The sequence below is a fragment of the Enterobacter sp. BWH64 genome (assembly GCF_001037645.1).
In the GTDB taxonomy this organism is placed as follows: Bacteria; Pseudomonadota; Gammaproteobacteria; order Enterobacterales; family Enterobacteriaceae; genus Enterobacter; species Enterobacter hormaechei_C.
Genome location: NZ_KQ089922.1, coordinates 3,054,309 through 3,079,912, shown reverse-complemented (window position 1 = coordinate 3,079,912; position 25,604 = coordinate 3,054,309). Strand labels below are relative to the sequence as shown.

Below are 25,604 nucleotides of genomic sequence, written 5' to 3'. Positions count from 1 at the left end.
TGCTTAGGCATATAATGGCATCTCTGTTAGAGAAAGAGTTGTAGACATGAAGCGCAGTAGAACTGAAGTTGGGCGCTGGCGCATGTTGCGACAGGTGAGTCGTCGTAAGGCTCGTTGGCTGGAAGCACAATCCCGCCGCAATATGCGTATCCACGCCATCAGAAAATGTGGCCTGAACAGACACCGTAACGCGTTGTTGTTCGCGGTCCAGGACATCTGAAAAGCATGAAGGGCACCGTAAAGGTGCCCATTAAATATCCAGGCTATCAATTTTTGCAGTCTCTTCCCATCTGCTTTCCGCGATATACTAAGTCCCCATAACGTCATGATATTAAAAGATGAATCCTTATCTCTGGATTTTTATTGTACTTTTGGCGCTGGATGCGCTCAGGGAAGATTTAGGACTTTCGTCATTTTCCTCATTGGCAGATTATGTTTTCGCATGGGGAATACATTTTTATTAAAGGAAAAAAGGATGAACGGAAAAGTAATGGCAGCACTCTTTGGGATTGCGATATTAAGCGGTTGTGCCAGTAGCAAAACCTCACCCGAACGGCACGCGTTTTATTTCGTGTCGCATCAGTCCAGCTTTACTGGCGGCAATTACACCTCCAGCGTGCAGAAAAATTATCAGCTGAACGTGGCGCAGTTCCGCGAGCTTTATGCCCGGGGCAAAGCTGACCGCGCGGAAGGGCGGACTCAGGCTGAAGCCAGTGAATACGCGCAAAGCATTCGCGATCAGCTAAAAGAAAATGCGAAGTCGCAGGAACTGTTCGCAGGCAACGCGAAGGATAAATGGTCTTCGGACATGGACAGTAAAGACGCCATATTATTTGGTAACGAACTGGCCGCGACTTATCTTGATGGCTATAACGGCGTACAATAGCGCAACTGATTCAGGGGATACCGTAATTACCGGTATCCCCGCTGTTTTTGAGCGAAAGGAGTGAGACGTGTTTGCGGAGTTTGGTGTACTGAATTTCTGGACCTATGTTGTCGGCGCATTTTTTATCGTGCTGGTTCCAGGACCGAACACCTTGTTTGTGCTGAAAACAGGGATTGGCCACGGCGTTAAGAAAGGCTATCTGGCAGCCACCGGTGTGTTTATTGGTGATGCCGTGCTGATGTTTCTGGCCTGGGCGGGCGTCGCCGCGTTGATCCAGACCACTCCGGTTTTATTTAATATTGTCCGCTATCTGGGCGCGTTTTATCTGCTGTGGCTGGGCGGAAAAATGCTCTGGTCCGTTATGACGCGTCAAAAAAATGCGCACGAAAGTAGCGCCGAACCGGCAAGCGCAATCCTTAAGCGTTCGCTGGTGCTGAGCCTGACGAACCCGAAAGCGATTCTCTTTTACGTGTCGTTCTTCGTGCAGTTCATTGATGTCAATGCGAAGAATACCGGCACGTCGTTCCTGATCCTCGCCACAACGCTTGAGCTGATCAGCTTCATGTACATGAGCTTCCTGATTTTCTCAGGCGCGTTTGTCACGCGTTACCTGAAAACCAAAAAGAAACTGGCGAAGCTGGGGAACGGGTTGATAGGGCTGCTGTTTGTCGGATTTGCGGCGAGGCTGGCGTCGCTGCACTGAATGAAGAAAAGGCTCCCGAGGGAGCCTTTCGTTTCAGAATACTTTTTTATACGGACGAACCGTGACTTTCTCGTACACGCCGGCTGCGACGTACGGGTCTGCTTCTGCCCAGGCCTGCGCGGCTTCCAGAGATTCAAACTCGGCAATCACCGTGGAGCCGGTAAAACCCGCCGCGCCCGGATCGTTGCTGTCAACGGCAGGCATCGGGCCTGCGGTCAGCAACCGACCTTCATCCTGTAGCAACTGTAAACGCGCCAGATGAGCAGGGCGAACGGAAAGACGTTTTTCCAGAGAATCAGGTACATCTTCAGCGTAAATCACGTAAAGCACGGCAAAGCTCCTTAACCGGTAAAAGTGACAATTACGTTATGTGAAAGCGCAAATGACTGCAATGTAAAGATAATAACAATGTTAAAACCCTGATCTGGATGCCCCTTTTTTGCCCTCATGTACGCTTAAATTGCGCCAGGACAAAGTGTCTTATTGAATATGATTGCTATTTGCATTTAAAATCGAGGTTCGGTTTTTTAACGTTGATGATTATGACTTCGATGACCCTTGATTTACCTCGCCGCTTTCCATGGCCGACGCTGCTTTCCGTCGTTATTCACGGTGCTGTCGTGGCGGGTCTGCTCTATACCTCGGTTCATCAGGTTATTGAAATGCCGGCGCCAGCGCAGCCAATTTCTGTGACCATGGTATCGCCTGCGGATCTTGAGCCGCCGCAGGTTGCGCCGCCGCCGCCACAGCCCGTTGTTGAACCCGAGCCGGAGCCAGAGCCCGAGCCGGTTCCTGAACCGCCGAAAGAAGCGCCGGTAGTGATCCATAAGCCGGAGCCGAAACCTAAGCCGAAGCCAAAACCCAAGCCGGTCAAAAAGGTGGAAGAGCGTCCGAAACGCGAAGTGCGTCCGGTTGAGCCACGCGCCACGCAGCCGGTTGAAAATGCCGCCCCGTCACGTCCGCTGATGAATAACACCACGACCGCGACAAAACCGACGGTAACGGCGCCCGCGGGCCCGCGCGCGCTGAGCCGTAACCAGCCGCAGTACCCGGCACGTGCTCAGGCGTTACGTATTGAAGGGCGTGTACGGGTGAAATTCGACGTTACGGCCGATGGACGTGTCGATAACGTGGAAATCCTGTCCGCACAGCCGGCGAATATGTTTGAACGCGAAGTTAAATCGGCCATGCGCAGGTGGCGCTATGAAGCCGGTAAACCCGGCAATGGGTTGATTGTGAACATTGTCTTCCGCCTGAACGGCGGGGCACAGATGGAATAAAAGAAGCCTCCGCAAGGAGGCTTTTTTTTACCTGAGGATCAGCTCCGTGGGAGCTGGCGGGGCTTACCGTCGCTATCCACCGCCACATAGATAAATAATGCCTCCGTCGCCTTATAGCGCTGACCAATCGGCTCAGAAGAGACTTTTTTCACCCATACTTCAATGTTGATGGAGACAGACGTATTGCCGCGTTTTACGCAGCGTGCGTAACAGCACACCACGTCCCCCACCGCGACAGGGCGCAGAAAGGTCATGCCATCGACCCGGACTGTCACCACGCGCCCGTGTGCAATCTCTTTTGCCAGGATTGCACCGCCCATATCCATCTGCGACATCAACCAGCCGCCAAAAATATCGCCATTGGCATTCGTATCCGCAGGCATTGCCAGTGTGCGTAAAACCAGTTCGCCCTGTGGGGCGTCATTTGTTGTCATTGTTTTTAAACTCGTAACTGAAGACTTCAGGCGGGATGCTACTATGATTTCTGGCTGGAGAGAATAGGGTTAGCGCCCGCAGAGCAGGCGCCAGCGGGTCAGAAGGACAGGGTCACGCCTGCGTAATACGCACGGCCTGGTTCGTTATAGGTCGATGCACCGTCATTTTCTCGGTAAATCTGCTTATCAAAGAGGTTGCTGATCCCGGCATTCAGGCGGAGATCTTTTGTCAGTTGATAGTTACTACCGATCCCAACGATGGAATAGGCGCCAATCTCTTTATCTGACATCGCATTCTGCTCTTTGCGGATTTCAGCATTTTCTCTTGGCTTCTGGCGACCATACATCGTCCAGCCAATGTTCGCTGAAAGTTTGCTGTTAACCTGCCAGTCGAGCATCGTGTTGACGGTATATTTTGGGATAATCGACAGAGGGTTGCCGGTGTCCTTACTTTCAGACTGAATCATATACGTCGCATTGGTACGCCAGGTTAGCGTGTCGCGGATAACCGGGACGGTGAGGTTGCCTTCCAGCCCCTCAACAACAGCCTTTCCTCCGTTCTGCCACTGAAGGATATTTGCGCCGCTGCTTGTCTGGCCCAGCACATCCGTTCCTGAAACAATCTTGTTTTTGTAATCGTTGCGGAACCAGGTTATGCCAGCCTCGTAGCCTTCCAGCGCGAAGGCCAGGCCAATCTCTTTGTTCACGCTGATTTCAGGATCCAGATCCGGATTACCTAACAGGTAACAGCTTCCTTCGGAAACGTTGTTCGGGCAGCCATTGCCGCGGGTGGAAAGCAGATAGCCTTCGCTGGATTGATACAGGTTTGGCGCTTTAAATACCCGAGCGATACCCGCTTTAACCTTGAACATGTCACCCAAATCCTGAGAGAGGTTCAGGCTAGGACTCCAGTTGCTGCCAAACTGATTGTGATAATCAAAGCGGAGCCCTGGGATCAGGTTGGTGCCCTGGCGCGCTTCAATATTGTCCTCAAGATAGATGCCAGTGAGGTCAGCGCTGTTTTTGCTGTTGCGCTCAGAAGCCGTACCGGGAACGCCGTTAATCACTTCTCCCGACACATTTGTCGCCTGCATTGAGGCCGGATCGTTCAGTTCATCACGGTTCCATTCTGCACCCACGGTTAGCGTCTGTTCGACCAGCCAGAAGAAAGGAATGTTCAGTTCACCCGTTGAACGGTATGACTCCAGCCGGCTGGTATCGTATTTATCGCTATTGATCATCCCCTCAACTTTGCCCGTAGAGCCTTCTTCCAGGCGGGTGTTGTTGGTCTTTTCATAATAAACACCGAACTTAGACTGACCCCAGTCCCAGATGCCGTTGTGCGTAATGCCATAGGACTGGCGGTACATTCGGTTCGTTTCGTGTCCATACAGGGACGACACCAGACCGTCAGGGCTGACGTTGCTGTTGCTGTATTGAGTATCACCCGCGTAGATATTGCCCTGGCGGCTGTAGCTGTAGTCGAAATCGATAATCTGCTGTGGCGTGAGTTTCCAGGAGAGCAGGGCATTAATGTCCTTGTTGCGCACGCCTTCACGTCCGGCGGCGTAAGAGCCGTTTTGCGCGGTGTTGATGTCCTGAGCATCTGCGTCAGTTTTGTTGATATTCCCGTACAGGCGCATCGTTAACGCATCGCCCGCAAGGGGGCCGCTCAGATCAAAATTAGCGCGTTTCGTCGCTCCCTCTTTATCATTTTCAGGCTGGTTAGTGTACAGGGAGAGCGAGCCGTGCCAGTCGTTGGTCGGGCGTTTGGTAATGATGTTGACGACGCCGCCGGCCGCCCCCGAACCATAGCGGGCGGCAGCAGGTCCCCGGAGCACTTCAATGCGCTCAACCATCTCTGGCGGAACCCAGTTGGTATCCCCGCGGGTGTCGCGCTCCCCGCGCCAGCTGTAGCGCACCGAGTTACGTGACGACACCGGCACACCGTCAATCAGAATCAGCGTGTTCTCCGGCCCCATACCGCGGATGTCGATCTGGCGGTTGTTACCGCGGCTGCCTGTCGCGCTGTTTCCGGTGAGGTTAACCCCGGGCATTTTGCGAATAATTTCAGAAAGATCGTTCACCGGTGGATCCTTTTCTATGTCCTTTGCCGTGATGATGGAAACCCCCGGCTGTTGCTTCAGCGCCTCTTCAGCGGTGGCCTGAACAACCATTGTTTCACCATCGGCGAGAGGATCTTCCGCTGCGTGTGCGCTCTGATAAAGCGTTGAAAGAATGGCGAGCGTAAGTGTAGCCGGGGCAAATCTTATTATGTTATTCATCAACTCATTTCCATTTGTTAAAATGCGATGACGAATATTAATGATAGTCATTCTCATTACAATAAAGTGACAGCAATCTCCATAAAATCTTCATGATTCAGACATTTTCGCAGGAAGGATGTAGAGAAAAGAGAAGGCGGGAAAAGAGGCCAGACCGCGCGGCGATCTGGCCAGAAGGATCAGTGCTTGTCATCCTGCGGCATGTGGCGATAAATATAAACGCCGCTGAGCAGGGTGAAGATAAGAGTCAGCGCCGTCAGGCCAAACACCTTGAAGTTGACCCAGATATTCTGCGGCAGCCAGAATGCGATATAGATATTCGCCAGACCACACAGAATAAAAAATAGTGCCCAGGCGATATTCAGACGCCCCCACACAGCCTGCGGCAGGGTCAGTTCTTTCCCCAGCATGCGCTGGATCAGCGGCTTCTTCATCACCCACTGGCTGATGAGGAGTGCGCCCGCAAACAGGCCGTAAATCACCGTGACCTTCCATTTGATAAATTCATCATTGTGGAAGAACAACGTCAGACCACCAAACACCGCCACCATCAGGAAGGTGATGAGCGCCATCTTTTCAACTTTGCGATAGCGAACCCAGCTGTAAATCAGCACCACAGCCGTTGCCACAATCAGCGCCAGCGTGCCGGCATAAATGTCGTACAGCTTATAAAAAGCGAAAAATACGATCAGCGGTAAAAAATCAAGAAACTGCTTCATTCTGCGATCCCAGTTACTGACGAATTAACATGTACAGGCGGAACAAATAGACCAGCAGCACGGCTGAAATCAGATTGCTCAGCGTATTGGCGACAACCGCTCCGACGTTTGGCGTTAACACCGCAAAATTCGGCGCAAACAGCAACAGCAGAGTTTTGGCCAGCAGCCAGCTGATAACGGCCGGGGCGACCAGTCGCATATTGGCCCATGCGAGCCTGATGCTGCTGCGCATGGCGGTGAAAATGCCCATTTTGTCCTGCACAACCATTACTGGCGCGAATGAAAGCACGATAGCCAGCAGCACGCCCGGAACGACAACCAACATTATCCCCATCTGGACCAGCAGCGTGGTAAGGAAGATGAGGATAAACAGTTTTGGCAGCACCGGAGCGCTGGCCCCGATTGCACGTAACGCGCTGACGCGTTGGCCGGCAGACACCAGCTGGATCATCAGCAACACGCCACCCGCCAGAATGGCGTTGCCAATCAGGCCCGAGAAGGTAGATGCCGCAGATGCGCGCAGCAAGATTTGCTGTTGCTCTGGCGTCATATTCTGTACAAGGTCAAACAACCCTGCGCTGCCTGCAAGATGATCCCCCTGGCTCAGCGTGGCAATCTGTTCATCACTGGGTGAGAACGCATGACCCAGCACCACCGTAATAAAGGCGCACAACAACGCGATCAGTAAAAAGGTAATGAACTGATTGCGGAAAAAATTTCCCGTGTCACGGTAGACAGACTTCGCCGTGATAGACATGCACTCTCCTTGAGTATTGCAGGTGTTAATTAGCCGGCAATTGTACACCGGATAACACGCTGGTGGCAGCATCAAGGCTTGTATGGAAAAGCATATCTTTGTAAAGCGGCGGTAATCCATAGCGGGCGCGGGCGCGATTGCATGCCTCATTGACCTGCCCATCCTTTCCCGACATCGCGAAAGTGCGACACGGGCTGGGGCGATCCGCGTAAATGGAACAGCGGGTGGATACCCCAGGCTCACCTTGCAGTGCCACACAGCGGCTCTGTTTTTGGTTGGTGCCGCGCATACAGCGCAGAAAAGGGGTTAAGGGTTCCGTGAGATCAACCGGAACGGTGCCGCCGCCATCGCTGGCTTCAGCCCAGTAGAAAGAGACTCGAAAATACGCACAACAGGCTCCGCACGTCATGCACGGGTTATGATCACTCATGGCACACCTGCAAAAGTAGAACGCATCAAATCACATTGTGAGAGCGATAAATTATCCAGCCGCTACAGGAAGCGCAAGAGAGGGAAGACAGAAAATTTTGTAACCATGAAATGCCAAAAATTGACGCGGTAACAACTTATTGCTTTATGAGGCGTCACCAAAAATTAACCTAGATCAATGAATGTTAACTTACTGGTTTTAATGTGATCTGTGTTAGATCACTTATTACTCATTTGTGAGTATATTCTCCTCCGCAATTAAAACCACAACGATGGAGCGGATATGAAAAAATTAGCGGTGGCAGCCCTTATCTTAAGCAGTCTCTCTGGCGGCGCGTACGCGCATGAAGCAGGCGAATTCTTTATTCGTGCCGGTTCGGCAACGGTACGTCCAACGGAAGGGTCCGATAATGTACTGGGTATGGGCGGGTTTAACGTCAGCAATAACACCCAGTTAGGCCTGACGTTTACGTATATGGCAACGGATAACGTTGGCGTCGAGCTTTTAGCCGCCACGCCATTCCGTCACCGCGTCGGTATAGGACCGACCGGGGACATTGCCACGGTTCACCATTTGCCACCAACGCTGATGGCGCAGTGGTACTTCGGCGATTCCAGCAGCAAGGTGCGCCCTTATATTGGTGCAGGCGTTAACTACACCACCTTCTTTGATGAGAAATTTAACGATACCGGTAAAGAGGCCGGGCTCTCCGATCTCAGCCTGAAAGACTCGTGGGGCATGGCGGGGCAGGTTGGTCTGGATTATCTGATTAACCGTGACTGGCTGATCAACGCCTCGGTCTGGTATATGGACATTGATACGGACGTGCGCTTTAAAGCTGACGGGCAGCAGCAAAGTATCAATACCCATCTGGATCCGTGGGTATTTATGTTCTCAGCAGGCTATCGTTTCTGACAGAAGATATATCCCCTGTCAGCCGGTGATTGCTGTAAGGTGGTTGTTCCATACACCTGGCTGGAGGGGATATCCCCAACATCAAATTTGAGTGTCCGGTTTGTGCAGGTAAACAGTTTCAGTTCACGACGTTCAGCCCAGCACATAGCCTACCTCACGGTGCTATCTGTTCCGTTTGCGGAACACGTCTCACCATTCATTCATGCCTGCCGAAGCTCAGACGACGACGGTGGCCAAAGCCAGTAAACTAGAAAAGGCCTCTGAGAGGCCTTTTTAGATCGTGAAGTCACTTCTGAATTAAATAACGAATGGTTGGTCCGTCCTGCTGGATATCCAGCACGGTATAGCCGTGATTTTTGGCATCAAGAGGAATGTTATTGATCGACTGGGGGCAATCGCTCACCACTTCCAGAATTTCACCTTTCTTTAGCTGCGGTAGCGCTTCAAGCGTGGCGACGGCCGGGTAAGGGCAAGGTTCACCCACCATATCGAGACGATAATCAGGCACGATCTCTTTCATGCGGCATTCTCCTGAGTTTCAGTTTTGGCGGTGGCGCGTCGGAAGAAGCGCTTCTCTTGTGCAACAACCAGCAAGAAGGCGATAAGCAGCAGGGCGTAGGTCACCAGGAGTCCCCCGAGTGGACCAAAGGTTTTCAGCAGGTTGACCTTGTCCCAGTTTGTTGCCAGTACTGGCGAGACGTCATCCCAGTAGCAGGCCAGAAGGGTAGAGCCAATCACGTTACCCAGACCCACCCACCAGTAATGCACCTGACCTTCCACGGCGCGATACATCCAGCCGGTTTCACACCCGCCCGCCAGCACGATGCCAAAACCAAACAGCAGCCCGCCAATCACGGCATTTGGGCCCGCCCACATGATTTTCGGTTCCACGCCGAGCTGAACATAGCTGAAGATGCCGATCGCGCTCACGGCCATGCCGGCAATAATGGCTTTCGCCATCATGGTGCGTCCGGTGATCCACATATCGCGAAACGCGGAGGTAAAGCAGATCTGCGCGCGTTCAATCAGCAGACCAAAGCCGACGCCGAACAGCATGGCCAGTCCCAGTTTTGGCTGATTCATCGCCGTGCAAATCGCCCAGGCAACCATGGCAAAAAAGACCAGCATACCGAGGCGGAAGCGACGACGCGCCTGATCGGGTTTTTGCGTTAACGGAGAGGCAGCGCTAACTTTCGTCATTTTCACCGGAATGCGGAACAGCGGCAGCAGGGTGAATTTAGCACCGAAGTAGGAGCCGATGGCGGTGGCGGCGGCAAAGAACCAGGCATGCAGCGAGAACTGCGGAATACCGGTGAAGAACGCGGCAAGGTTACAGCCCATCGCCAGACGAGCGCCAAACCCGGCAATGATACCGCCGACCACGGCCTGCACAATGCGGATGCGGCTTTTTGGCATGCGCAACTTAACGTTATTGGCCCACAGCGCGGCCGCAAAACAGCCGCCGAACATGCCAATGATCATCATCCCGTCGATGCGGGTCAGCGGTGTGCCCTCAAGATGGATCAGTTTGAAGTAGCCCCACTCTTCGGCATGGACGCCTGCCAGCTGTAATAGCTGCCCACCCCAGCGGGTAAACTCGCCCGTAACAGCCCAGAAGGTGCCGGTAATACCGAAATAATAAGTAGAGAGAATGCCTGCCGCGATAACGGCCGGAACAGGTGACCAGAACTTAACCAGGTAAGTCTGTTTGAAGGAATGCCATGACATGAATAACCTCTGAACTCAGAAGGGTAACGCTAAAAAGAGCCCAGATCATACGCTTACGCGAAAGTTTGGAAAGTCATTCACACCGAAAATATCGACAGGATCAATTTTGACCTGCTTCTTTCAGGAAGAGAGAAGGGAAAACCGCCTGACGCCGGGGCCAGACGGTGTTAACGGTTACGCCTTGCGCGTGGCTGCTTTCATGGATGTGACGAATGCGTGTAACTCAGTTAGCATCTGCTCTGGCTTATCCACGTTCTTCTCGATGATTTTCACGATAGCCGAACCCGAAATGGCTCCGGCGGCTTTCGCGTCAATCGCCGCAGTAACCTGATCCGGTGAGGAAATGCCAAAGCCCTGAAGCGGCGGTGCAGCATGGTATTCTGCCAGCTTCTCCACCAGATGATGCAGCGGCAGCGCGGCTTTGTTTTCCGCACCGGTGACGCCCGCACGGGAGAGCAGGTAGGTGTAACCTCGTCCGTAAGAGGCAATCTGGCGCAACAGATCGTCATCGGCATTCGGTGGACAGATGAAAATCGGCGCGACGTTGTGGCGCATTGCCGCCTGACGGAATGGCGCAGACTCTTCAACGGGCACGTCAGCCACCAGCACGGAGTCAACGCCCACGCGGGCGCACTCTGCGTAAAACGCATCAATACCGCGGCTGAACACCAGGTTGGCGTACATCAGCAGGCCGATCGGAATGGTCGGGTGCTTCTGACGGATCGCCGCCAGCATTTCAAAGCACTGGCTCGGCGTCACGCCCGCGGCAAACGCGCGTAGCGTTGCGTTCTGAATGGTCGGGCCATCCGCCAGCGGATCGGAGAACGGAATACCGAGCTCCAGCGCGTCGGCACCGGCATCAATCAGGGTGTCGATAATCTTCAGCGACTGCTCCGGGCCGGGGTCGCCCAGCGTCACGAAGGGAACGAAGGCGCCTTCCTGGCGAGCTTTCAGTTGTGCAAATGCGTTGTCGTAGCGTTCCATCAGATTTCCCCTCGTGCTTTCAGAATATCGTGAACGGTGAAGATATCTTTGTCACCGCGACCGGAAAGGTTTACCACCAGCAGCTGCTCTTTTTCCGGGTTTTCCTTCATCATTTTCAGCGCGTGCGCCAGCGCGTGGGAAGACTCCAGCGCCGGGATGATCCCTTCATTGCGGCACAGCGTTTTGAAGGCCTCCAGCGCTTCGTCATCGGTGATGGAGACATAATCCGCGCGGCCGGTGCTGTTGAGGAACGCGTGCTGCGGCCCTACGGACGGGAAATCCAGCCCGGCAGAGATCGAGTAAGACTCCTCAATCTGCCCTTCATCGGTCTGCATCATCGGGGCCTTCATGCCGAAGTAGATCCCCACGCGGCCATGCTTCAGCGGCGCACCATGCTCGCCCGTTTCAATACCGTGGCCGGCAGGCTCAACGCCAATCAGCCCAACGCTGGTTTCGTCGATAAAATCGGCAAACATGCCGATGGCGTTAGATCCGCCACCAACGCAGGCGATCACCGCATCCGGCAGGCGACCCTCTTTTTCGAGGATCTGCGCTTTAGTCTCTTCGCCGATCATGCGCTGGAATTCACGCACGATGGTCGGGAACGGGTGCGGGCCCGCGGCGGTACCGAGCATGTAGTGGGCGGTTTCGTAGCTGCCAGACCAGTCGCGAAGCGCTTCATTACAGGCATCTTTCAGCGTGGCAGAACCGCTGTGCACCGGGATCACTTCCGCCCCCATAAGACGCATACGGAACACGTTTGGCGACTGGCGCTCAACGTCCTTCGCCCCCATGTAAATGCGGCATTTCAGGCCGAGCAGGGCGCTGGCGAGCGCTGAAGCCACACCGTGCTGTCCCGCGCCGGTTTCGGCGATGATTTCGGTTTTACCCATCCGCTTCGCGAGCAGCGCCTGGCCAAGCACCTGGTTAGTTTTATGCGCGCCACCGTGCAGCAGATCTTCACGCTTAAGATACAGCGTAGTTTTAGTGCCTTCGGTCAGGTTGCGGCACTTTGTCAGCGCCGTCGGACGACCGGCGTAGTTTTTCAGCAGGTCAGTAAACTCCGCCTGAAACGCCGGATCTTTCTGTGCGCTCACGAACGCTTCTTCCAGCTGGCGCAGCGCGGGCATCAGGATTTGTGGGACATACATCCCACCGAACTCACCAAAATACGGGTTAAGTAATGTCGTCATCTTCTCTTCCTTAATATGCACGCAGAGTTTTAAATACCGATGCCAGCTTGCTGGCGTCTTTAATGCCCGGTTGGGACTCTACGCCTGAATTGAAATCGAGGCCGGCGCAGCCGGTTTTGGCCGCTTCCACACAGTTATCGGGGCTTAATCCCCCCGCCAGCAGGACATTGTCCAGCACTTCGCCACGCAACAGTGACCAGTCAAAACGCTGCCCCGTGCCGCCCTGGCCGTTGTCGAGCACGTATTTATCAACATGCTTCAGGTTACGCGCGGGCAGGGTGGCGCCAACGCTTTGCGCTTTCCAGATCTGAACCTGAGGCGCCAGAACATGTCGCAGAGCATCGATGTACGCCTGATCTTCATCGCCGTGCAGCTGGACCGCGCTCAGGGATAACGCGTCCGCTTTTGCCGCAACGTCGTTAATATCCGCATTGCGGAACACGCCCACGTAGCTCAGAGGCGCAGCCGCCACCACCTTGCGCGCCTGTTCCTCATTAACGGCGCGAGGAGAGGACTCAACAAAGATCAGACCACCATAGATTGCGCCCGCTTCATATGCGGCCTGCGCATCCTGTTCACGGGTCAGGCCGCAGACTTTGTTCTCACCCAACAGCACGCGGCGCACGGCCGCATTAAGATCGTCGTGTTCCATCATCGCGGAGCCGATCAGGAAACCGTTGGCAAAGTGGCTGAGTTCGCGCACCTGAGCGTAGCTGTTAATCCCGGATTCGCTGATCACCGTGACGCCCGCGCCCAGACGCGGCGCAAGCTGGCGCGTACGGTTGAGGTCAATCGACAGGTCGCGCAGGTCGCGGTTGTTAATGCCGACCACTTTGGCTTCCAGCGCGATGGCGCGCTCCAGCTCCTCTTCGTTGCTCACTTCGGTCAGTACGCCCATATTCAGGCTGTGCGCGACGGCGGAGAGCTGGCGATACTGCTCGTCATCCAGAACGGAGAGCATCAGCAGGCAGGCATCTGCCTGGTAAAAGCGCGCCAGCCAGATCTGATACGGGTCGATAATAAAGTCTTTGCACAGAATCGGCTGCGGCGCGATGCCGCTGACAACGGGCAGAAAATCGAAGCTGCCCTGGAAATATTTCTCATCCGTCAGCACAGAAATGGCAGACGCATGATGCTTGTAGATACCGGCAATACGCGCCGGGTCGAAATCGTCGCGGATCACGCCTTTGGACGGAGACGCTTTTTTACACTCCAGAATAAACGCGGTACGCGCGCCCTGGAGCGCATCATAAAAACGACGGCTGCTCGGAACGACGTCATTCTGAAAACTGGCGAGCGGCTGCTGTTGCTTACGGGCTTCCACCCAGATGGCCTTATCGGCGACGATTTTCGCTAAAACGGTCTGCATTATTTACCCTCTTGCCGCAAGTGCGGTAACGCGATCGTAAGCTGCACCGGAGCGCAGTACGTCCAGAACTTTTTGGGCGTTGGCTTTCAGATCTTCCTCGCCATGTAAACGCATCAGCATGGCTACGTTGGCCGCCACGGCGGCCTCATGGGCGGCCTCACCTTTACCTTGTAATAAGCGCGTGAGAATGTCACGGTTTTCTTCCGGCGTGCCGCCCGCCAGGGCGTCCTGATGGTACGGGGTCAACCCGAAGTCAGCGGCCTCAAGCTGATAGTTCAGCACTTCACCGTTATTCAGTTCCGCCACCAGCGTGGGCGCATGCAGGGAAACTTCATCCATCCCGCCGCTGTGTACCACGGCGGCGCGTTGGTAACCGAGGACGCGCAGCGTCTCCGCAATCGGCAGGACCAGCTCCGGGCTGTAAACGCCAATCAGCGCCAGCGGCGGGTGCGCCGGGTTAATGAGTGGACCGAGCACGTTAAACAGCGTGCGGGTTTTAAGCTGCTGGCGAACCGGCATCGCGTGGCGGAAACCGGTGTGATACTTCGGCGCAAACAGGAAACAGACGCCCAGATCATCCAGCGCTTCACGGGAACGCTCGGCGTTCATGTCCAGGTTGATACCGAAAGCCGCCAGCAGGTCGGACGATCCGGAACGGCTGGACACGCTGCGGTTGCCGTGTTTCGCCACTTTCAGACCGCATGCCGCGGCCACAAAGGCGCTGGCGGTGGAAATATTGATACTGTTACTGCCGTCGCCACCGGTCCCGACAATATCGGCAAACGGATAGTCCGGGCGCGGGAACGGGGCGGCATTTTCCAGCAGTGCGGTTGCCGCGCCGGCGATCTCCTGCGGGCTTTCGCCGCGTACCTTCATGCTCACCAGCGCAGCGGCCAGCTGCTCAGGCTTCAGCTCGCCGCGCACGACGGCGGAGAACAGCTGGTGGCTCTCCTGCTGGCTCAGGGTCTGGGCCTGATACAGTTTTTCCAGAATCGGTTGCAGGGTGTTGGTCTGCTCCAGCTTTTGCAGCGCCCAGTCGAGCGTTTGCTCCAGCAGGCGCGCGCCGTTGGACGTCAGGATAGATTCCGGGTGGAACTGCATCCCGCAGACGCGATCCGCATCATGACGCACTGCCATCACCATCCCTTCAAACGAGGCGTTAATGGTCAGCCCGGCCGGAATATTGCTGCCGACCAGCGAGTGGTAACGCGCTACCGGAAGCGGGTTCGGCAGACCGGCAAACATCGCCTGACCGTCATGTTCAATACTTGACGCTTTACCATGGAGGATCTCCCCCGCCTGACCCACGTAACCGCCGTAGGCTTCGACAATCGCCTGGTGGCCGAGGCAGATGCCGATAATCGGCAGCTTGCCGCGCATACGGGTCAACAGCTCAGGCATACAGCCTGCTTCGCTCGGTGCGCCTGGGCCCGGGGAGAGCATCAGCACCGGGTTTTGCATGGTCGCCAGACGGTCAATTAGCGTCTGGGCCGGAACGTGGTTGCGATAGATAACGACATTGTGACCATTCGCACGCAGCTGATCTGCCAGGTTGTAGGTAAAGGAGTCGATATTATCGAGCAGCAGAATGTCAGCCATCAGAAAATCTCCTGTGCATGGTGTGCGGTAGCAATGGCGCGCAGTACCGCGCGCGCTTTACTGCGGGTTTCGTCGGCTTCCGACTGCGGAACAGAATCCAGCACAATCCCGGCTCCGGCCTGGACGGTGGCAATGCCGTCCTCAACGTAGGCGGAGCGGATCACGATGCAGGTATCAAGGTCACCGTGAGCGGTGAAATAGCCCACGGCACCACCGTAGCTGCCGCGACGGCGTCCTTCCGCTTCGGCGATCAGCTGCATGGCGCGGACTTTCGGCGCGCCGCTCAGGGTGCCCATGTTCATGCAGGCGCGGTAGGCATGCAGAACGTCGAGGTCGTGGCGCAGTTCACCCACCACGCGGGATACCAGGTGCATGACGAAGGAGTAGCGGTCGACTTTGGTCAGGTCCGCCACGTAGCGGCTGCCTGGGGTGCAAATACGTGCCAGATCGTTACGCGCCAGGTCAACCAGCATCAGGTGTTCGGAGAGCTCTTTATGGTCGGTACGCATTTCAAGTTCGATGCGGCTGTCGAGATCGCGGTCCAGGGAGCCATCGGCACGACGGCCGCGTGGACGGGTTCCCGCTATCGGGTAGATCTCAATCTGGCGGCTGGTGGCGTCGTACTTGAGGGAGCTTTCCGGCGACGCGCCAAACAGGGTGAAATCATTGTCCTGCATAAAGAACATGTACGGGCTTGGGTTGCTCTTTTTCAGCACATCGTAAGCCGCCAGCGGCGACGGGCAGGGCAGTGAGAAGCGACGGGACGGCACTACCTGGAAAATCTCCCCGGCACGAATCGCTTTTTGCATCTGACGTACCACCGCGCCGTACTGATCGTCGGTCTGACTCACCTCGCAGGTCATCTTTTCAACACGCTGCACCGGGAGCGCGGGCGGTGCTTCTGACATCTGCTGTTGCAGTTGGGCGATGCGCTGCGCGAGGCGATTTTTCTCAGACTCAGACGGAGTGAAAAGGCTGGCCTGGATGCGGGTATATTTTTTCTGATGGTCGATCACCAGCAGGGTTTCGGCCAGGTAGAAACAGTAGTCCGGGCAGCGGTTTCCCTGCTCGGTTTCCGGTAAATCTTCAAAGCCAGCAACCAGGTCGTAAGCAAACAGCCCGCCAAAAAACATTGCTTCGCGCTCAACTTCCGGCACGGCCACCAGATTTTGCAGCAGGCGAAAGGCGTCAAAAACGGAGAGCGAGCAGAGGCGGGCATCCTCATCCAGCAGCTGGCTCACCGGCGGGAAATGCAGAATACGCAGGTCCGGGTGGCGTTCATTTTCAATGCCTGAAGGCAGCGCCGCATCCAGCAGCGGCAGGAGCGACGCGCCATTGTCAGACAACGCCCTGATAGTGACGGTGTCACCTAACGCGGTAATGCGCAGCGCGCTGTCAACCAGCAGCAGGCTTTTGAGGTCGTCCTTACTGTCGATATCAGCTGACTCCAGCAGCAGCGTCGCGGGACGTGCGCCGCACACCTGATGAAACAGCGCGGTAGGGTTATGGCGATAGGCCGCCTCGCAGGTCAGCAGTTCGAGATGAGGTTTGGCTGTTTGCATGTTGTTGTTCTCATATTCTGTTCAAAAAAAAGCCCGCTGGGTAGCGGGCCGGGTATCTGTTTGCATTTCGCAGACGCGTGACACTGCCCGAAGATCAGGAAGTACGCCACCAACCGTGCAGAGCGAAATGTGCTGTCATTTTCCGATACCTTTCTCGTGTGAACTTGCGTACTAGTTAACTAGTTCGATGGCGTGTTGTCAACCCCTGATTTCAGTATTTCACGGTTAGTCGGTATCATAGGGGCTTCGGATGTCTCCAACCTGTTATGGGAAGTGCTTTGAGCGATACCACCTACGCCGTAATTTATGATTTACACAGCCATACGCAGGCTTCAGATGGCCTGCTGACACCCGAAGCTCTGGTCCATCGCGCCGTTGAAATGCGTGTCGGCACGCTGGCAATAACCGATCACGATACCACTGACGGCATTCCCGCCGCGCGCGCCGAGATTGCCCGCAGCGGACTGGCGCTGGATCTGGTGGCCGGGGTTGAGATCTCGACGGTCTGGGAAAACCACGAAATTCATATCGTTGGCCTGAATATCGATACAGAACATCCGGCCATGCGTGCTTTTTTGCAAGAACAAAAAACACGCCGCAATCAACGCGCGGAGATGATTGGCGAACGTCTGGAAAAAGCGCATATTCCCGGTGCGCTGGAAGGCGCGCGAACGCTGGCGAACGGTGGGGCGGTGACGCGCGGCCATTTCGCCCGTTTTCTGGTGGATGCCGGTAAGGCGACGACCATGGCGAATGTCTTTAAAAAGTATCTGGCGCGCGGGAAAACCGGATACGTTCCCCCACAGTGGTGTACAATAAAACAAGCTATTGATGTGATTCATCATTCTGGCGGTAAGGCCGTGCTGGCCCATCCGGGGCGGTATAATCTTTCTGCTAAATGGCTGAAAAGACTGCTGGCACACTTTGCCGAATGCGGCGGTGAGGCGATGGAAGTTGCCCAGTGTCAGCAGGCACCCAATGAGCGCTCGCAGCTCGCGACCTATGCCCGTCAGTTTGGTCTGCTTGGGTCACAGGGTTCAGATTTCCATCAACCCTGCGCGTGGATTGAACTGGGGCGCAAGCTCTGGTTACCCGCGGGTGTTGAGCCTGTCTGGCAGCTCTGGGAACAGCCACAGCAAATTGAAGAGAGGGAAGTATGAGTCAGTTTTTCTATATCCATCCGGATAACCCCCAGCCACGTCTGATTAATCAGGCCGTGGAGATCGTCCGCAAAGGCGGCGTTATTGTCTACCCAACCGATTCTGGCTACGCGCTGGGCTGTAAAATTGAGGATAAAGGGGCGATGGAGCGCATCTGTCGCATCCGCCAGCTGCCGGATGGCCACAACTTCACCCTGATGTGTCGCGATCTCTCTGAGCTGTCGACCTATGCTTATGTTGATAACGTGGCCTTTCGTCTGATTAAAAACAACACGCCGGGTAACTACACCTTCATTCTGAAGGGGACAAAAGAGGTGCCGCGTCGTCTGTTGCAGGAAAAACGTAAAACCATCGGCATGCGCGTGCCGTCGAACCCGATTGCCCAGGCGCTACTGGAAACCCTCGGCGAGCCCATGCTCTCCACATCGCTGATGCTGCCGGGCAGTGAGTTTACCGAGTCCGACCCGGAAGAGATCAAAGATCGTCTGGAGAAGGTGCTGGAGCTGATTATTCATGGCGGCTATCTTGGCCAGCAGCCGACCACCGTGGTGGATCTCACCGAAGACGCGCCAGAAGTGATTCGTGAAGGCGTGGGCGATGTTAAGCCTTTCTTGTAAGGGTGTAAGCAGATATACTACGCGGCCATCAAAGCAGGGCGCCGCCCTGTTTTTGACCTGATTCGACGCCTGTGAAGGCGACACCTGAGGAAGCTCAATGAGCGAGAAGTTACAGAAAGTGCTGGCGCGCGCCGGCCACGGTTCGCGCCGTGAAATCGAAGCCATTATTGAAGCAGGCCGCGTGAGTGTGGACGGTAAAATCGCCACGCTCGGTGACCGCGTTGAAATCGTACCGGGGCTGAAGATCCGCATTGACGGCCATCTTATCTCCGTGAAAGAGTCTGCTGAACAGATCTGCCGCGTACTGGCTTACTACAAGCCGGAAGGCGAACTGTGTACCCGCAACGACCCGGAAGGTCGCCCGACGGTGTTTGACCGTCTGCCAAAATTGCGTGGCGCCCGCTGGATTGCCGTAGGGCGTCTGGACGTGAACACCTGCGGCCTGCTGCTGTTCACCACCGATGGTGAACTGGCAAACCGTCTGATGCACCCGAGTCGTGAAGTGGAACGTGAATACGCCGTTCGTGTTTTCGGCCAGGTTGATGAGAATAAACTGCGCGACCTGTCGCGTGGCGTTCAGCTGGAGGACGGCCCTGCGGCGTTCAAAACCATCAAGTTTACCGGTGGTGAAGGCATTAACCAGTGGTACAACGTTACCCTGACAGAGGGACGTAACCGCGAGGTGCGTCGTCTGTGGGAAGCGGTCGGTGTCCAGGTGAGTCGCTTGATTCGCGTCCGCTATGGCGACATTCTGCTGCCGAAAGGCCTGCCACGTGGCGGCTATACCGAACTGGATCTGACGCAAACCAACTACCTGCGCGATCTGGTTGGCCTGACGCCAGAAACCACGTCGAAAGTGGCGGTAGAGAAAGATCGTCGTCGCATGAAGGCGAATCAAATCCGCCGTGCGGTGAAACGTCATAGCCAGGTCAGCAGCAATCGCCGCTCTGGCAGCCGTAATAACAACGGTTAATTGAAAAGCCCGGTGAATATACCGGGCTTTTTTTTCAGTAATCAATCCCAATTTGCGCTTTGATACCCGCATCGAACGCATGCTTAACCGGACGCAGCTCGCTGACGGTATCGGCCAGCTCCAGAATGTCCCGATGACACCCGCGCCCCGTGACGATCGCCGTCTGGTGTGCAGGGCGGTTCGTGAGGGCCTCCAGCACGGCTTCCAGCGGCAGGTAGTCATACGCCACCATATAGGTGATCTCATCCAGCAACACCATGTTCAGCGACGGGTCTGAAAGCATTCTTTTGGCATGCTCCCAGACGGCGAGGCAGGCTGCGGTATCGGTTTCCCGGTTCTGGGTATCCCAGGTAAAACCGGTTGCCATTACCTGAAACTCAACGCCATGCGGCTCGAGCAGATTACGCTCGCCGTTGGGCCATTCACCCTTGATAAACTGGATCACGCCCACTTTCTGCCCATGCCCGACTGCGCGGGTGGCGGTCCCAAATGCGGCGGTGGTTTTGCCTTTGCCGTTGCCGGTGAACACGATTAGGATACCGCGCTCGTCCTGAGCGGCCGCCACGCGTGCATCAACCTGTTCTTTCAGACGCTGCTGGCGCTGCTGATGACGATCATCACTCATTGCGATATCCCCGGTTTGCGGCCTGGCTGGGCATCGAAGGTCATTCCGGTTTTGCGACGGCTGTCGTCACCCATCAGCCACAGGTAAAGGGGCATGATATCGGCCGGGGTTTTAAGCTTCTGCGGATCTTCTGTCGGGAAGGCGCTGGCGCGCATTTTGGTGCGCGTACCGCCTGGATTAATACAGTTAACCCGCAGGTGGCGGCTTTGGTACTCTTCGGCCAGCACCTGCATCATTCCTTCGGTGGCAAATTTTGAGACGGCGTAAGCCCCCCAATTCGCACGCCCCTGACGCCCCACGCTGGAGGAGGTAAATACCAGCGAGCCGGAATCGGAGTTGAGTAATAAAGGAAGCAAGGCCTGGGTCAGGAAAAACGTCCCGTTGACGTTAACCTGCATCACCTGTTGCCAAATTTCCGGATCCTGTTCATCCATCGGGCGCACTTCGCCCAGTAACCCCGCGTTGTGCAGTACGCCGTCCAGACGCGGATAATGTGTGCTGATCCGCTGGGCAAGGGCCTGACATGACGCTGGCGTGCAGGTCAGCAGATCGAGCGTATACCAGGGCGTGGGGGTACCGCCGGCGTTTTCGATTTCACGGGCGACGACCTTGAGCTTTTCTTCATTACGTCCCAGCAGAATAAGGCTCGCACCGTATTCAGAATAGGTCAGCGCCGCTTCGCGACCAATCCCGTCGTTGGCACCGGTAACCAGAATGATGCGGTTCTGTAGAAGGTTTTTTTGTGGCTGATAATGCACGGTGGCTCCTCAGGCGCATTGGGCGTGACTTGCACCTTTATTTATGACTTTTCGGCTTTATGCCCGAAACAGCGTCAGAATTCAATCAGTCTACAGGACAGAACGCTGGGAAATTAACAATTTGCAAAGATTTAAACCAGAAGCGGGGGATTCCTGAAGCCGCCTCGCAGAGGTAATGTCCAGAGCGAGACGCCTGCGCAGGGCTGTTGTACACTGGCGTGAAAGATTCGTGGTTAAATCAAGGTGGAACGCGTGGAATTACTTTCTCAGTATGGGTTGTTTTTGGCCAAAATCGCGACGGTGGTTATTGCTGTCGCGGTGATTGCCGTCCTGATTGTCAACCTGACGCAGCGTAAGCGTCAGCGTGGTGAGTTACGCATTACCCGCCTGAGCGAGCAGTATAAAGAGATGCAGGAGGAGATGTCTCTGGCGCTGCTTGACGATCATCAACAGAAGCTGTGGCTAAAAGCCCAGAAGAAAAAACATAAGCAGGACGCCAAAGCCGCGAAGGCGAAAGCTAAGCTCGCCACGCCACAGGCTGACGCAAAACCGCGCGTCTATGTGCTCGATTTTAAAGGTAGCATGGATGCGCATGAAGTCTCCTCTCTGCGTGAAGAAGTGACGGCGGTGCTGGCCGTGGCGACAGCCCAGGATCAGGTGGTGGTACGCCTTGAAAGCCCGGGCGGCGTAGTGCATGGGTATGGACTGGCGGCTTCGCAGTTACAACGTCTGCGGGATAAACAGATCCCACTCACCGTTGCGGTAGATAAGGTCGCGGCGAGTGGCGGCTATATGATGGCGTGCGTGGCGGATAAAATCGTCGCGGCACCGTTCTCCATTATCGGCTCGATTGGGGTGGTCGCGCAGATCCCTAACTTCAATCGTTTCCTGAAAAATAAAGAGATCGACATCGAACTGCATACGGCGGGTCAGTACAAACGTACGCTGACGCTGCTCGGCGAAAATACCGAAGAGGGACGGCAGAAATTCCGGGAAGATCTGAACGAAACCCACCATCTGTTCAAAGATTTCGTGCACCGCATGCGCCCAACGCTGGACATTGAGCAGGTGGCTACGGGCGAACACTGGTACGGCACGCAGGCGCAGGAGAAAGGGCTGGTGGATGAAGTGGGTACCAGCGATGACCTCCTGCTCAACCTGATGGAAGGCCGTGAGCTGGTGGGGGTGCGCTTCACCCGACGTAAGCGCCTGCTCGACCGTTTTACCAATAGCGCGGCAGAAAGCGCGGATCGCCTGCTGCTACGCTGGTTGCAGCGCGGCCAAAAGCCGCTGCTGTAAAGAAAAACGCGAGGCAGATGCCTCGCGTTTTCGTTTTAATCGACCAGGTGGTACTTCTCTGAGAGGGTATGCGCCAGGTATTTAAACATGTTAAACGCGGCGGTGCTTTTCGGGGTGGGTAGCCCTTGTTCATCAAGGAAGTATTCACCGCTGAACACCAGCACGCCATTACGTTGTTCCACGCCAGTCGCTTCAATTCCCGTCAGGGTGTCTTCATGGTCGCGAATGAGTTTGTTTGCTTCGATAAGCAATGAAGCTCGGTCAATGGGTTGGGTCGTATTCTGCATATTCCACTCCTTAAACAGTGACAATAGTCTACGCCTGGGTCGCTTCGGGGGCAAATTTTCCCTGTTATCCGAGGGGATAAGAAACAGGGGCTGGCTGGCGGGATTTGCTTTTGCATGCTAATAAAGTTGCGTAACGAATTTTATCAGGTACAGTGTGCGCTTTCGTCATTCTGGCAACAGAATTGCTTGACATTCGACCGGGAATTCGTAACGAATGAACTTTGATGTGAGAAAAATACCCGAAAACTCAATGACCTGGATGTCGCCATTCTGACGTTCGGTAACACATAGGGGTTGATATCCCCTGACGATGTCGCAATATCAATGGCTCGTCGTCAGCGGAAGGGAAATCAACGTGCGGCGTATTCCTGGAAGAATTAAATTAGGTAAAGGTGAATATGGGTAAAGCTCTCGTCATCGTTGAGTCCCCGGCAAAAGCCAAAACGATCAATAAATATCTGGGCAATGACTACGTGGTTAAGTCCAGCGTTGGTCACATTCGCGATTTGCCGACCAGTGGCTCAGCCAGCAAAAAGAGCGCAGACTCTACCTCCACCAAAGGGGCTAAAAAGCCTAAAAAGGATGAACGTAGCGCGCTTGTCAACCGCATGGGTGTTAACCCATGGCACAACTGGGATGCACATTACGAAGTGCTGCCAGGCAAAGAAAAAGTCGTTAACGAGCTGAAACAGCTTGCTGAAAAAGCAGACCACATTTATCTCGCAACCGACCTTGACCGCGAAGGGGAGGCCATTGCATGGCACCTGCGGGAAGTGATCGGGGGTGATGACAAACGCTACAGCCGTGTAGTGTTCAACGAAATTACAAAGAATGCGATTCGTCAGGCGTTTGAAAAGCCGGGTGAACTGAATATCGACCGTGTTAACGCTCAGCAGGCGCGTCGCTTTATGGACCGCGTTGTAGGCTACATGGTCTCGCCGTTGCTGTGGAAAAAGGTCGCTCGCGGCCTGTCTGCGGGGCGTGTGCAGTCTGTGGCTGTTCGTCTTGTTGTTGAGCGTGAACGCGAGATCAAAGCGTTCGTCCCGGAAGAGTTCTGGGAAGTGGATGCGAATGTCACCACGCCGGGCGGCGATGCGCTGCCGTTGCAGGTGAGCCATCACAACGACAAACCGTTCCGTCCTGAAAATCGCGATCAGACCATGGCCGCCGTGGCGCTGCTGGAAAAAGCGCGTTATCAGGTTCTGGATCGTGAAGATAAACCAACCAGCAGCAAGCCTGGCGCACCGTTTATCACGTCAACTCTCCAGCAGGCGGCAAGTACCCGTCTGGGTTACGGCGTGAAGAAAACCATGATGATGGCCCAGCGCTTGTATGAAGCGGGTTACATCACCTACATGCGTACTGACTCCACCAACCTGAGCCAGGACGCTGTCAACATGGTGCGTGGCTATATCGAGGACAACTTCGGTAAGAAATACCTGCCGGACGGGCCTAATCAGTACGCCAGCAAAGAGAATTCTCAGGAAGCGCACGAAGCGATTCGTCCTTCTGACGTTTCTGTTCTGGCTGAATCGCTGAAAGATATGGAAGCGGACGCCCAGAAGCTGTATCAGCTGATCTGGCGCCAGTTCGTAGCTTGCCAGATGACGCCAGCGAAATACGACTCCACCACGCTGACGGTCGGCGCGGGTGATTTCCGCCTGAAAGCGCGCGGCCGCATTCTGCGCTTCGACGGCTGGACAAAAGTGATGCCAGCGCTGCGTAAAGGCGATGAAGACAGAACGCTGCCTTCAGTCAACAAAGGTGACGAGCTGTCGCTGGTTGATCTGGTCCCGGCTCAGCACTTCACCAAGCCACCTGCGCGCTTCAGCGAAGCATCGCTGGTGAAAGAGCTGGAAAAACGCGGCATCGGTCGCCCGTCCACCTATGCGTCAATCATTTCGACCATTCAGGATCGTGGATACGTTCGCGTCGAGAACCGTCGTTTCTATGCTGAAAAAATGGGTGAGATTGTCACCGACCGTCTGGAAGCGAACTTCCGCGAGTTGATGAACTATGACTTCACCGCGCAGATGGAAGACAGCCTCGATGAGGTTGCCAGCCATAAGGCAGAGTGGAAGAAAGTTCTCGACAGCTTCTTCAGCGATTTTACCAATCAGCTTGAGAAAGCCGAGAAAGATCCTGAAGAGGGCGGCATGCTGCCTAACCAGATGGTACTGACCAGCATCGACTGCCCAACCTGTGGCCGTAAAATGGGGATCCGTACCGCGACCACGGGCGTGTTCCTCGGTTGCTCTGGTTATGCGCTGTCGCCGAAAGAGCGTTGCAAAACCACCATCAACCTCGTGCCGGAGAACGAAGTTCTCAACGTGCTGGAAGGTGACGATGCGGAGACCAACGCACTGCGCGCCAAACGCCGCTGTAAGAAATGCGGCACGGCGATGGACAGCTACCTGATCGATCCAAAACGCAAACTGCACGTTTGTGGCAATAACCCGACCTGCGATGGTTATGAGATCGAAGAAGGTGAGTTCCGTATCAAGGGCTATGACGGTCCAATCGTTGAGTGTGAGAAATGTGGTTCCGAAATGCACCTGAAAATGGGACGCTTCGGTAAGTACATGGCATGCACCAACGACGACTGTAAAAACACGCGTAAGATCCTGCGTAACGGTGAAGTTGCGCCGCCGAAGGAAGATCCGGTTCCGCTTCCTGAGCTGCCGTGCGAGAAGTCTGACGCGTATTTCGTGCTGCGTGACGGCGCTGCCGGGGTATTCCTGGCCGCCAACACCTTCCCGAAATCACGCGAAACCCGCGCGCCGCTGGTAGAAGAGCTGTACCGCTTCCGCGATCGTCTGCCGGAGAAACTGCGTTACCTGGCCGATGCGCCACAGCAGGATCCGGAAGGCAATAAAACCGTGGTGCGCTTCAGCCGTAAAACGAAGCAGCAGTATGTGGCGGCAGAGAAAGAGGGCAAAGCGACCGGATGGTCAGCCTTCTTTGTCGACGGGAAATGGGTTGAAGGCAAGAAATAATCTTCCCTTACCGTAACTTACCTGTAAAAGGGCCGGACTTCCGGC

The 25,604-nt window shown here is 55.2% G+C and carries 28 protein-coding genes and 1 other annotated feature; of the genes, 11 read left to right on the top strand and 17 right to left on the bottom strand.

Annotated features, from left to right (window positions below; all coding sequences use genetic code 11):
- Positions 1-46: 46 nt before the first annotated feature.
- The 4 genes from SK50_RS23910 (at position 47) to leuE (ending at position 1,589) form a co-directional block, all read left to right on the top strand.
- The gene (locus SK50_RS23910; RefSeq protein WP_017384232.1) at positions 47-220 is read left to right on the top strand and encodes a YciY family protein; all 174 of its coding nucleotides are present in this window, start codon (positions 47-49) and stop codon (positions 218-220) included.
- Positions 221-338: 118 nt separating this feature from the next.
- Complete coding sequence (locus tag SK50_RS24290; RefSeq protein WP_208971014.1) at positions 339-464, top strand: KPN_01571 family protein; 126 nt, start codon at positions 339-341, stop codon at positions 462-464.
- An 11-nt stretch (positions 465-475) separates the two neighbouring features.
- Positions 476-886, top strand: coding sequence for an Exc2 family lipoprotein (locus SK50_RS14685; protein WP_017693314.1), 411 nt, complete (start codon positions 476-478; stop codon positions 884-886).
- Between the two features lie 67 nt (positions 887-953).
- The gene (gene leuE / locus SK50_RS14680; RefSeq protein WP_006810877.1) at positions 954-1,589 is read left to right on the top strand and encodes a leucine efflux protein LeuE; all 636 of its coding nucleotides are present in this window, start codon (positions 954-956) and stop codon (positions 1,587-1,589) included.
- Positions 1,590-1,622: 33 nt separating this feature from the next.
- Here leuE and SK50_RS14675 read toward each other — a convergent pair whose 3' ends face one another.
- Complete coding sequence (locus tag SK50_RS14675; RefSeq protein ID WP_003856755.1) at positions 1,623-1,919, bottom strand: YciI family protein; 297 nt, start codon at positions 1,917-1,919, stop codon at positions 1,623-1,625.
- 221 nt (positions 1,920-2,140) lie between these two features.
- Between SK50_RS14675 and tonB the strand changes: the two genes are divergently transcribed.
- A complete protein-coding gene (tonB, locus tag SK50_RS14670; protein WP_017384230.1) occupies positions 2,141-2,869 on the top strand; it encodes a TonB system transport protein TonB in 729 nt (242 codons plus the stop codon).
- A gap of 38 nt (positions 2,870-2,907) precedes the next feature.
- Here the strand turns inward: tonB and yciA are convergent, their stop codons facing one another.
- The 5 genes from yciA to SK50_RS14645 all read right to left on the bottom strand — a co-directional run bounded on the left by yciA (position 2,908) and on the right by SK50_RS14645 (position 7,494).
- Positions 2,908-3,303, bottom strand: a complete 396-nt coding sequence (gene yciA, locus SK50_RS14665) for an acyl-CoA thioester hydrolase YciA (RefSeq protein WP_003856759.1) — start codon at positions 3,301-3,303, stop codon at positions 2,908-2,910.
- Positions 3,304-3,401: 98 nt separating this feature from the next.
- Positions 3,402-5,588 (bottom strand): TonB-dependent siderophore receptor, encoded by a 2,187-nt coding sequence (locus tag SK50_RS14660; RefSeq protein WP_017693316.1) that lies wholly within the window; start codon positions 5,586-5,588, stop codon positions 3,402-3,404.
- A gap of 179 nt (positions 5,589-5,767) precedes the next feature.
- Complete coding sequence (locus SK50_RS14655) at positions 5,768-6,307, bottom strand: septation protein A (RefSeq protein WP_003856762.1); 540 nt, start codon at positions 6,305-6,307, stop codon at positions 5,768-5,770.
- Between the two features lie 13 nt (positions 6,308-6,320).
- Positions 6,321-7,064, bottom strand: coding sequence for a YciC family protein (locus SK50_RS14650; RefSeq protein WP_045347760.1), 744 nt, complete (start codon positions 7,062-7,064; stop codon positions 6,321-6,323).
- 25 nt (positions 7,065-7,089) lie between these two features.
- Entirely contained in the window at positions 7,090-7,494 is a 405-nt protein-coding gene (locus SK50_RS14645; protein ID WP_023296724.1) for a YkgJ family cysteine cluster protein, read from the bottom strand.
- Positions 7,495-7,776: 282 nt separating this feature from the next.
- On the opposite strand from SK50_RS14645, the gene ompW reads away from it, so the two are divergent.
- Entirely contained in the window at positions 7,777-8,409 is a 633-nt protein-coding gene (gene ompW / locus SK50_RS14640; RefSeq protein WP_048229599.1) for an outer membrane protein OmpW, read from the top strand.
- A gap of 286 nt (positions 8,410-8,695) precedes the next feature.
- On the opposite strand, the gene yedF is transcribed toward ompW, so the two are convergent.
- The 8 genes from yedF to trpL form a co-directional block, all read right to left on the bottom strand.
- Positions 8,696-8,929: a sulfurtransferase-like selenium metabolism protein YedF gene (gene yedF, locus SK50_RS14635; RefSeq protein WP_003856774.1), complete on the bottom strand. Its 234-nt coding sequence runs from the start codon at positions 8,927-8,929 to the stop codon at positions 8,696-8,698.
- A complete protein-coding gene (yedE, locus tag SK50_RS14630; protein WP_045345090.1) occupies positions 8,926-10,137 on the bottom strand; it encodes a selenium metabolism membrane protein YedE/FdhT in 1,212 nt (403 codons plus the stop codon). Before yedE ends, yedF begins: the two co-directional genes overlap by 4 nt.
- Before the next feature lie 174 nt (positions 10,138-10,311).
- The gene (gene trpA, locus SK50_RS14625) at positions 10,312-11,121 is read right to left on the bottom strand and encodes a tryptophan synthase subunit alpha (protein ID WP_017384225.1); all 810 of its coding nucleotides are present in this window, start codon (positions 11,119-11,121) and stop codon (positions 10,312-10,314) included.
- Positions 11,121-12,314 (bottom strand): tryptophan synthase subunit beta, encoded by a 1,194-nt coding sequence (gene trpB / locus SK50_RS14620; RefSeq protein WP_003856780.1) that lies wholly within the window; start codon positions 12,312-12,314, stop codon positions 11,121-11,123. Before trpB ends, trpA begins: the two co-directional genes overlap by 1 nt.
- Positions 12,315-12,324: 10 nt before the next feature.
- Positions 12,325-13,683 (bottom strand): bifunctional indole-3-glycerol-phosphate synthase TrpC/phosphoribosylanthranilate isomerase TrpF, encoded by a 1,359-nt coding sequence (gene trpCF, locus SK50_RS14615; protein ID WP_033486853.1) that lies wholly within the window; start codon positions 13,681-13,683, stop codon positions 12,325-12,327.
- Positions 13,684-13,686: 3 nt separating this feature from the next.
- Positions 13,687-15,282, bottom strand: a complete 1,596-nt coding sequence (gene trpD / locus SK50_RS14610) for a bifunctional anthranilate synthase glutamate amidotransferase component TrpG/anthranilate phosphoribosyltransferase TrpD (RefSeq protein WP_017384223.1) — start codon at positions 15,280-15,282, stop codon at positions 13,687-13,689.
- Positions 15,282-16,844, bottom strand: coding sequence for an anthranilate synthase component 1 (locus SK50_RS14605; protein WP_015570383.1), 1,563 nt, complete (start codon positions 16,842-16,844; stop codon positions 15,282-15,284). Before SK50_RS14605 ends, trpD begins: the two co-directional genes overlap by 1 nt.
- A gap of 23 nt (positions 16,845-16,867) precedes the next feature.
- Positions 16,868-16,962, bottom strand: a sequence feature (Trp leader region).
- Complete coding sequence (trpL, locus tag SK50_RS23905; protein WP_071524153.1) at positions 16,939-16,983, bottom strand: trp operon leader peptide; 45 nt, start codon at positions 16,981-16,983, stop codon at positions 16,939-16,941. (Overlaps the previous feature by 24 nt.)
- Before the next feature lie 127 nt (positions 16,984-17,110).
- On the opposite strand from trpL, the gene rnm reads away from it, so the two are divergent.
- The 3 genes from rnm to rluB all read left to right on the top strand — a co-directional run bounded on the left by rnm (position 17,111) and on the right by rluB (position 19,594).
- Complete coding sequence (gene rnm / locus SK50_RS14600; protein ID WP_023303837.1) at positions 17,111-18,004, top strand: RNase RNM; 894 nt, start codon at positions 17,111-17,113, stop codon at positions 18,002-18,004.
- Entirely contained in the window at positions 18,001-18,621 is a 621-nt protein-coding gene (locus tag SK50_RS14595; RefSeq protein ID WP_048229597.1) for an L-threonylcarbamoyladenylate synthase, read from the top strand. Before rnm ends, SK50_RS14595 begins: the two co-directional genes overlap by 4 nt.
- Before the next feature lie 97 nt (positions 18,622-18,718).
- Entirely contained in the window at positions 18,719-19,594 is an 876-nt protein-coding gene (gene rluB, locus SK50_RS14590) for a 23S rRNA pseudouridine(2605) synthase RluB (RefSeq protein WP_003856794.1), read from the top strand.
- Positions 19,595-19,628: 34 nt separating this feature from the next.
- Here the strand turns inward: rluB and cobO are convergent, their stop codons facing one another.
- Both cobO and SK50_RS14580 read right to left on the bottom strand, forming a co-directional pair.
- Positions 19,629-20,219: a cob(I)yrinic acid a,c-diamide adenosyltransferase gene (cobO, locus tag SK50_RS14585; protein ID WP_032103380.1), complete on the bottom strand. Its 591-nt coding sequence runs from the start codon at positions 20,217-20,219 to the stop codon at positions 19,629-19,631.
- Positions 20,216-20,977: a YciK family oxidoreductase gene (locus SK50_RS14580; RefSeq protein WP_045345092.1), complete on the bottom strand. Its 762-nt coding sequence runs from the start codon at positions 20,975-20,977 to the stop codon at positions 20,216-20,218. The genes cobO and SK50_RS14580 overlap by 4 nt, the downstream gene beginning before the upstream one ends.
- Positions 20,978-21,229: 252 nt before the next feature.
- Between SK50_RS14580 and sohB the strand changes: the two genes are divergently transcribed.
- Positions 21,230-22,276 (top strand): protease SohB, encoded by a 1,047-nt coding sequence (sohB, locus tag SK50_RS14575; RefSeq protein WP_023296716.1) that lies wholly within the window; start codon positions 21,230-21,232, stop codon positions 22,274-22,276.
- Positions 22,277-22,311: 35 nt separating this feature from the next.
- On the opposite strand, the gene SK50_RS14570 is transcribed toward sohB, so the two are convergent.
- Complete coding sequence (locus tag SK50_RS14570) at positions 22,312-22,563, bottom strand: YciN family protein (RefSeq protein WP_048229594.1); 252 nt, start codon at positions 22,561-22,563, stop codon at positions 22,312-22,314.
- Between the two features lie 398 nt (positions 22,564-22,961).
- On the opposite strand from SK50_RS14570, the gene topA reads away from it, so the two are divergent.
- Positions 22,962-25,559, top strand: a complete 2,598-nt coding sequence (gene topA, locus SK50_RS14565; protein WP_017384217.1) for a type I DNA topoisomerase — start codon at positions 22,962-22,964, stop codon at positions 25,557-25,559.
- Positions 25,560-25,604: the final 45 nt, after the last annotated feature.

Bases quoted from the DNA above. Each gene is read 5' to 3' on its own strand.
- SK50_RS23910 (WP_017384232.1), top strand. From the start codon at position 47: ATGAAGCGCAGTAGAACTGAAGTTGGGCGCTGGCGCATGTTGCGACAG.
- SK50_RS24290 (WP_208971014.1), top strand. From the start codon at position 339: ATGAATCCTTATCTCTGGATTTTTATTGTACTTTTGGCGCTGGATGCG.
- SK50_RS14685 (WP_017693314.1), top strand. From the start codon at position 476: ATGAACGGAAAAGTAATGGCAGCACTCTTTGGGATTGCGATATTAAGC.
- tonB (WP_017384230.1), top strand. From the start codon at position 2,141: ATGACCCTTGATTTACCTCGCCGCTTTCCATGGCCGACGCTGCTTTCC.
- yciA (WP_003856759.1), bottom strand. From the start codon at position 3,303: ATGACAACAAATGACGCCCCACAGGGCGAACTGGTTTTACGCACACTG.
- SK50_RS14660 (WP_017693316.1), bottom strand. From the start codon at position 5,588: ATGAATAACATAATAAGATTTGCCCCGGCTACACTTACGCTCGCCATT.
- SK50_RS14655 (WP_003856762.1), bottom strand. From the start codon at position 6,307: ATGAAGCAGTTTCTTGATTTTTTACCGCTGATCGTATTTTTCGCTTTT.
- SK50_RS14650 (WP_045347760.1), bottom strand. From the start codon at position 7,064: ATGTCTATCACGGCGAAGTCTGTCTACCGTGACACGGGAAATTTTTTC.
- SK50_RS14645 (WP_023296724.1), bottom strand. From the start codon at position 7,494: ATGAGTGATCATAACCCGTGCATGACGTGCGGAGCCTGTTGTGCGTAT.
- ompW (WP_048229599.1), top strand. From the start codon at position 7,777: ATGAAAAAATTAGCGGTGGCAGCCCTTATCTTAAGCAGTCTCTCTGGC.
- yedF (WP_003856774.1), bottom strand. From the start codon at position 8,929: ATGAAAGAGATCGTGCCTGATTATCGTCTCGATATGGTGGGTGAACCT.
- yedE (WP_045345090.1), bottom strand. From the start codon at position 10,137: ATGTCATGGCATTCCTTCAAACAGACTTACCTGGTTAAGTTCTGGTCA.
- trpA (WP_017384225.1), bottom strand. From the start codon at position 11,121: ATGGAACGCTACGACAACGCATTTGCACAACTGAAAGCTCGCCAGGAA.
- trpB (WP_003856780.1), bottom strand. From the start codon at position 12,314: ATGACGACATTACTTAACCCGTATTTTGGTGAGTTCGGTGGGATGTAT.
- trpCF (WP_033486853.1), bottom strand. From the start codon at position 13,683: ATGCAGACCGTTTTAGCGAAAATCGTCGCCGATAAGGCCATCTGGGTG.
- trpD (WP_017384223.1), bottom strand. From the start codon at position 15,282: ATGGCTGACATTCTGCTGCTCGATAATATCGACTCCTTTACCTACAAC.
- SK50_RS14605 (WP_015570383.1), bottom strand. From the start codon at position 16,844: ATGCAAACAGCCAAACCTCATCTCGAACTGCTGACCTGCGAGGCGGCC.
- rnm (WP_023303837.1), top strand. From the start codon at position 17,111: ATGGGAAGTGCTTTGAGCGATACCACCTACGCCGTAATTTATGATTTA.
- SK50_RS14595 (WP_048229597.1), top strand. From the start codon at position 18,001: ATGAGTCAGTTTTTCTATATCCATCCGGATAACCCCCAGCCACGTCTG.
- rluB (WP_003856794.1), top strand. From the start codon at position 18,719: ATGAGCGAGAAGTTACAGAAAGTGCTGGCGCGCGCCGGCCACGGTTCG.
- cobO (WP_032103380.1), bottom strand. From the start codon at position 20,219: ATGAGTGATGATCGTCATCAGCAGCGCCAGCAGCGTCTGAAAGAACAG.
- SK50_RS14570 (WP_048229594.1), bottom strand. From the start codon at position 22,563: ATGCAGAATACGACCCAACCCATTGACCGAGCTTCATTGCTTATCGAA.
- topA (WP_017384217.1), top strand. From the start codon at position 22,962: ATGGGTAAAGCTCTCGTCATCGTTGAGTCCCCGGCAAAAGCCAAAACG.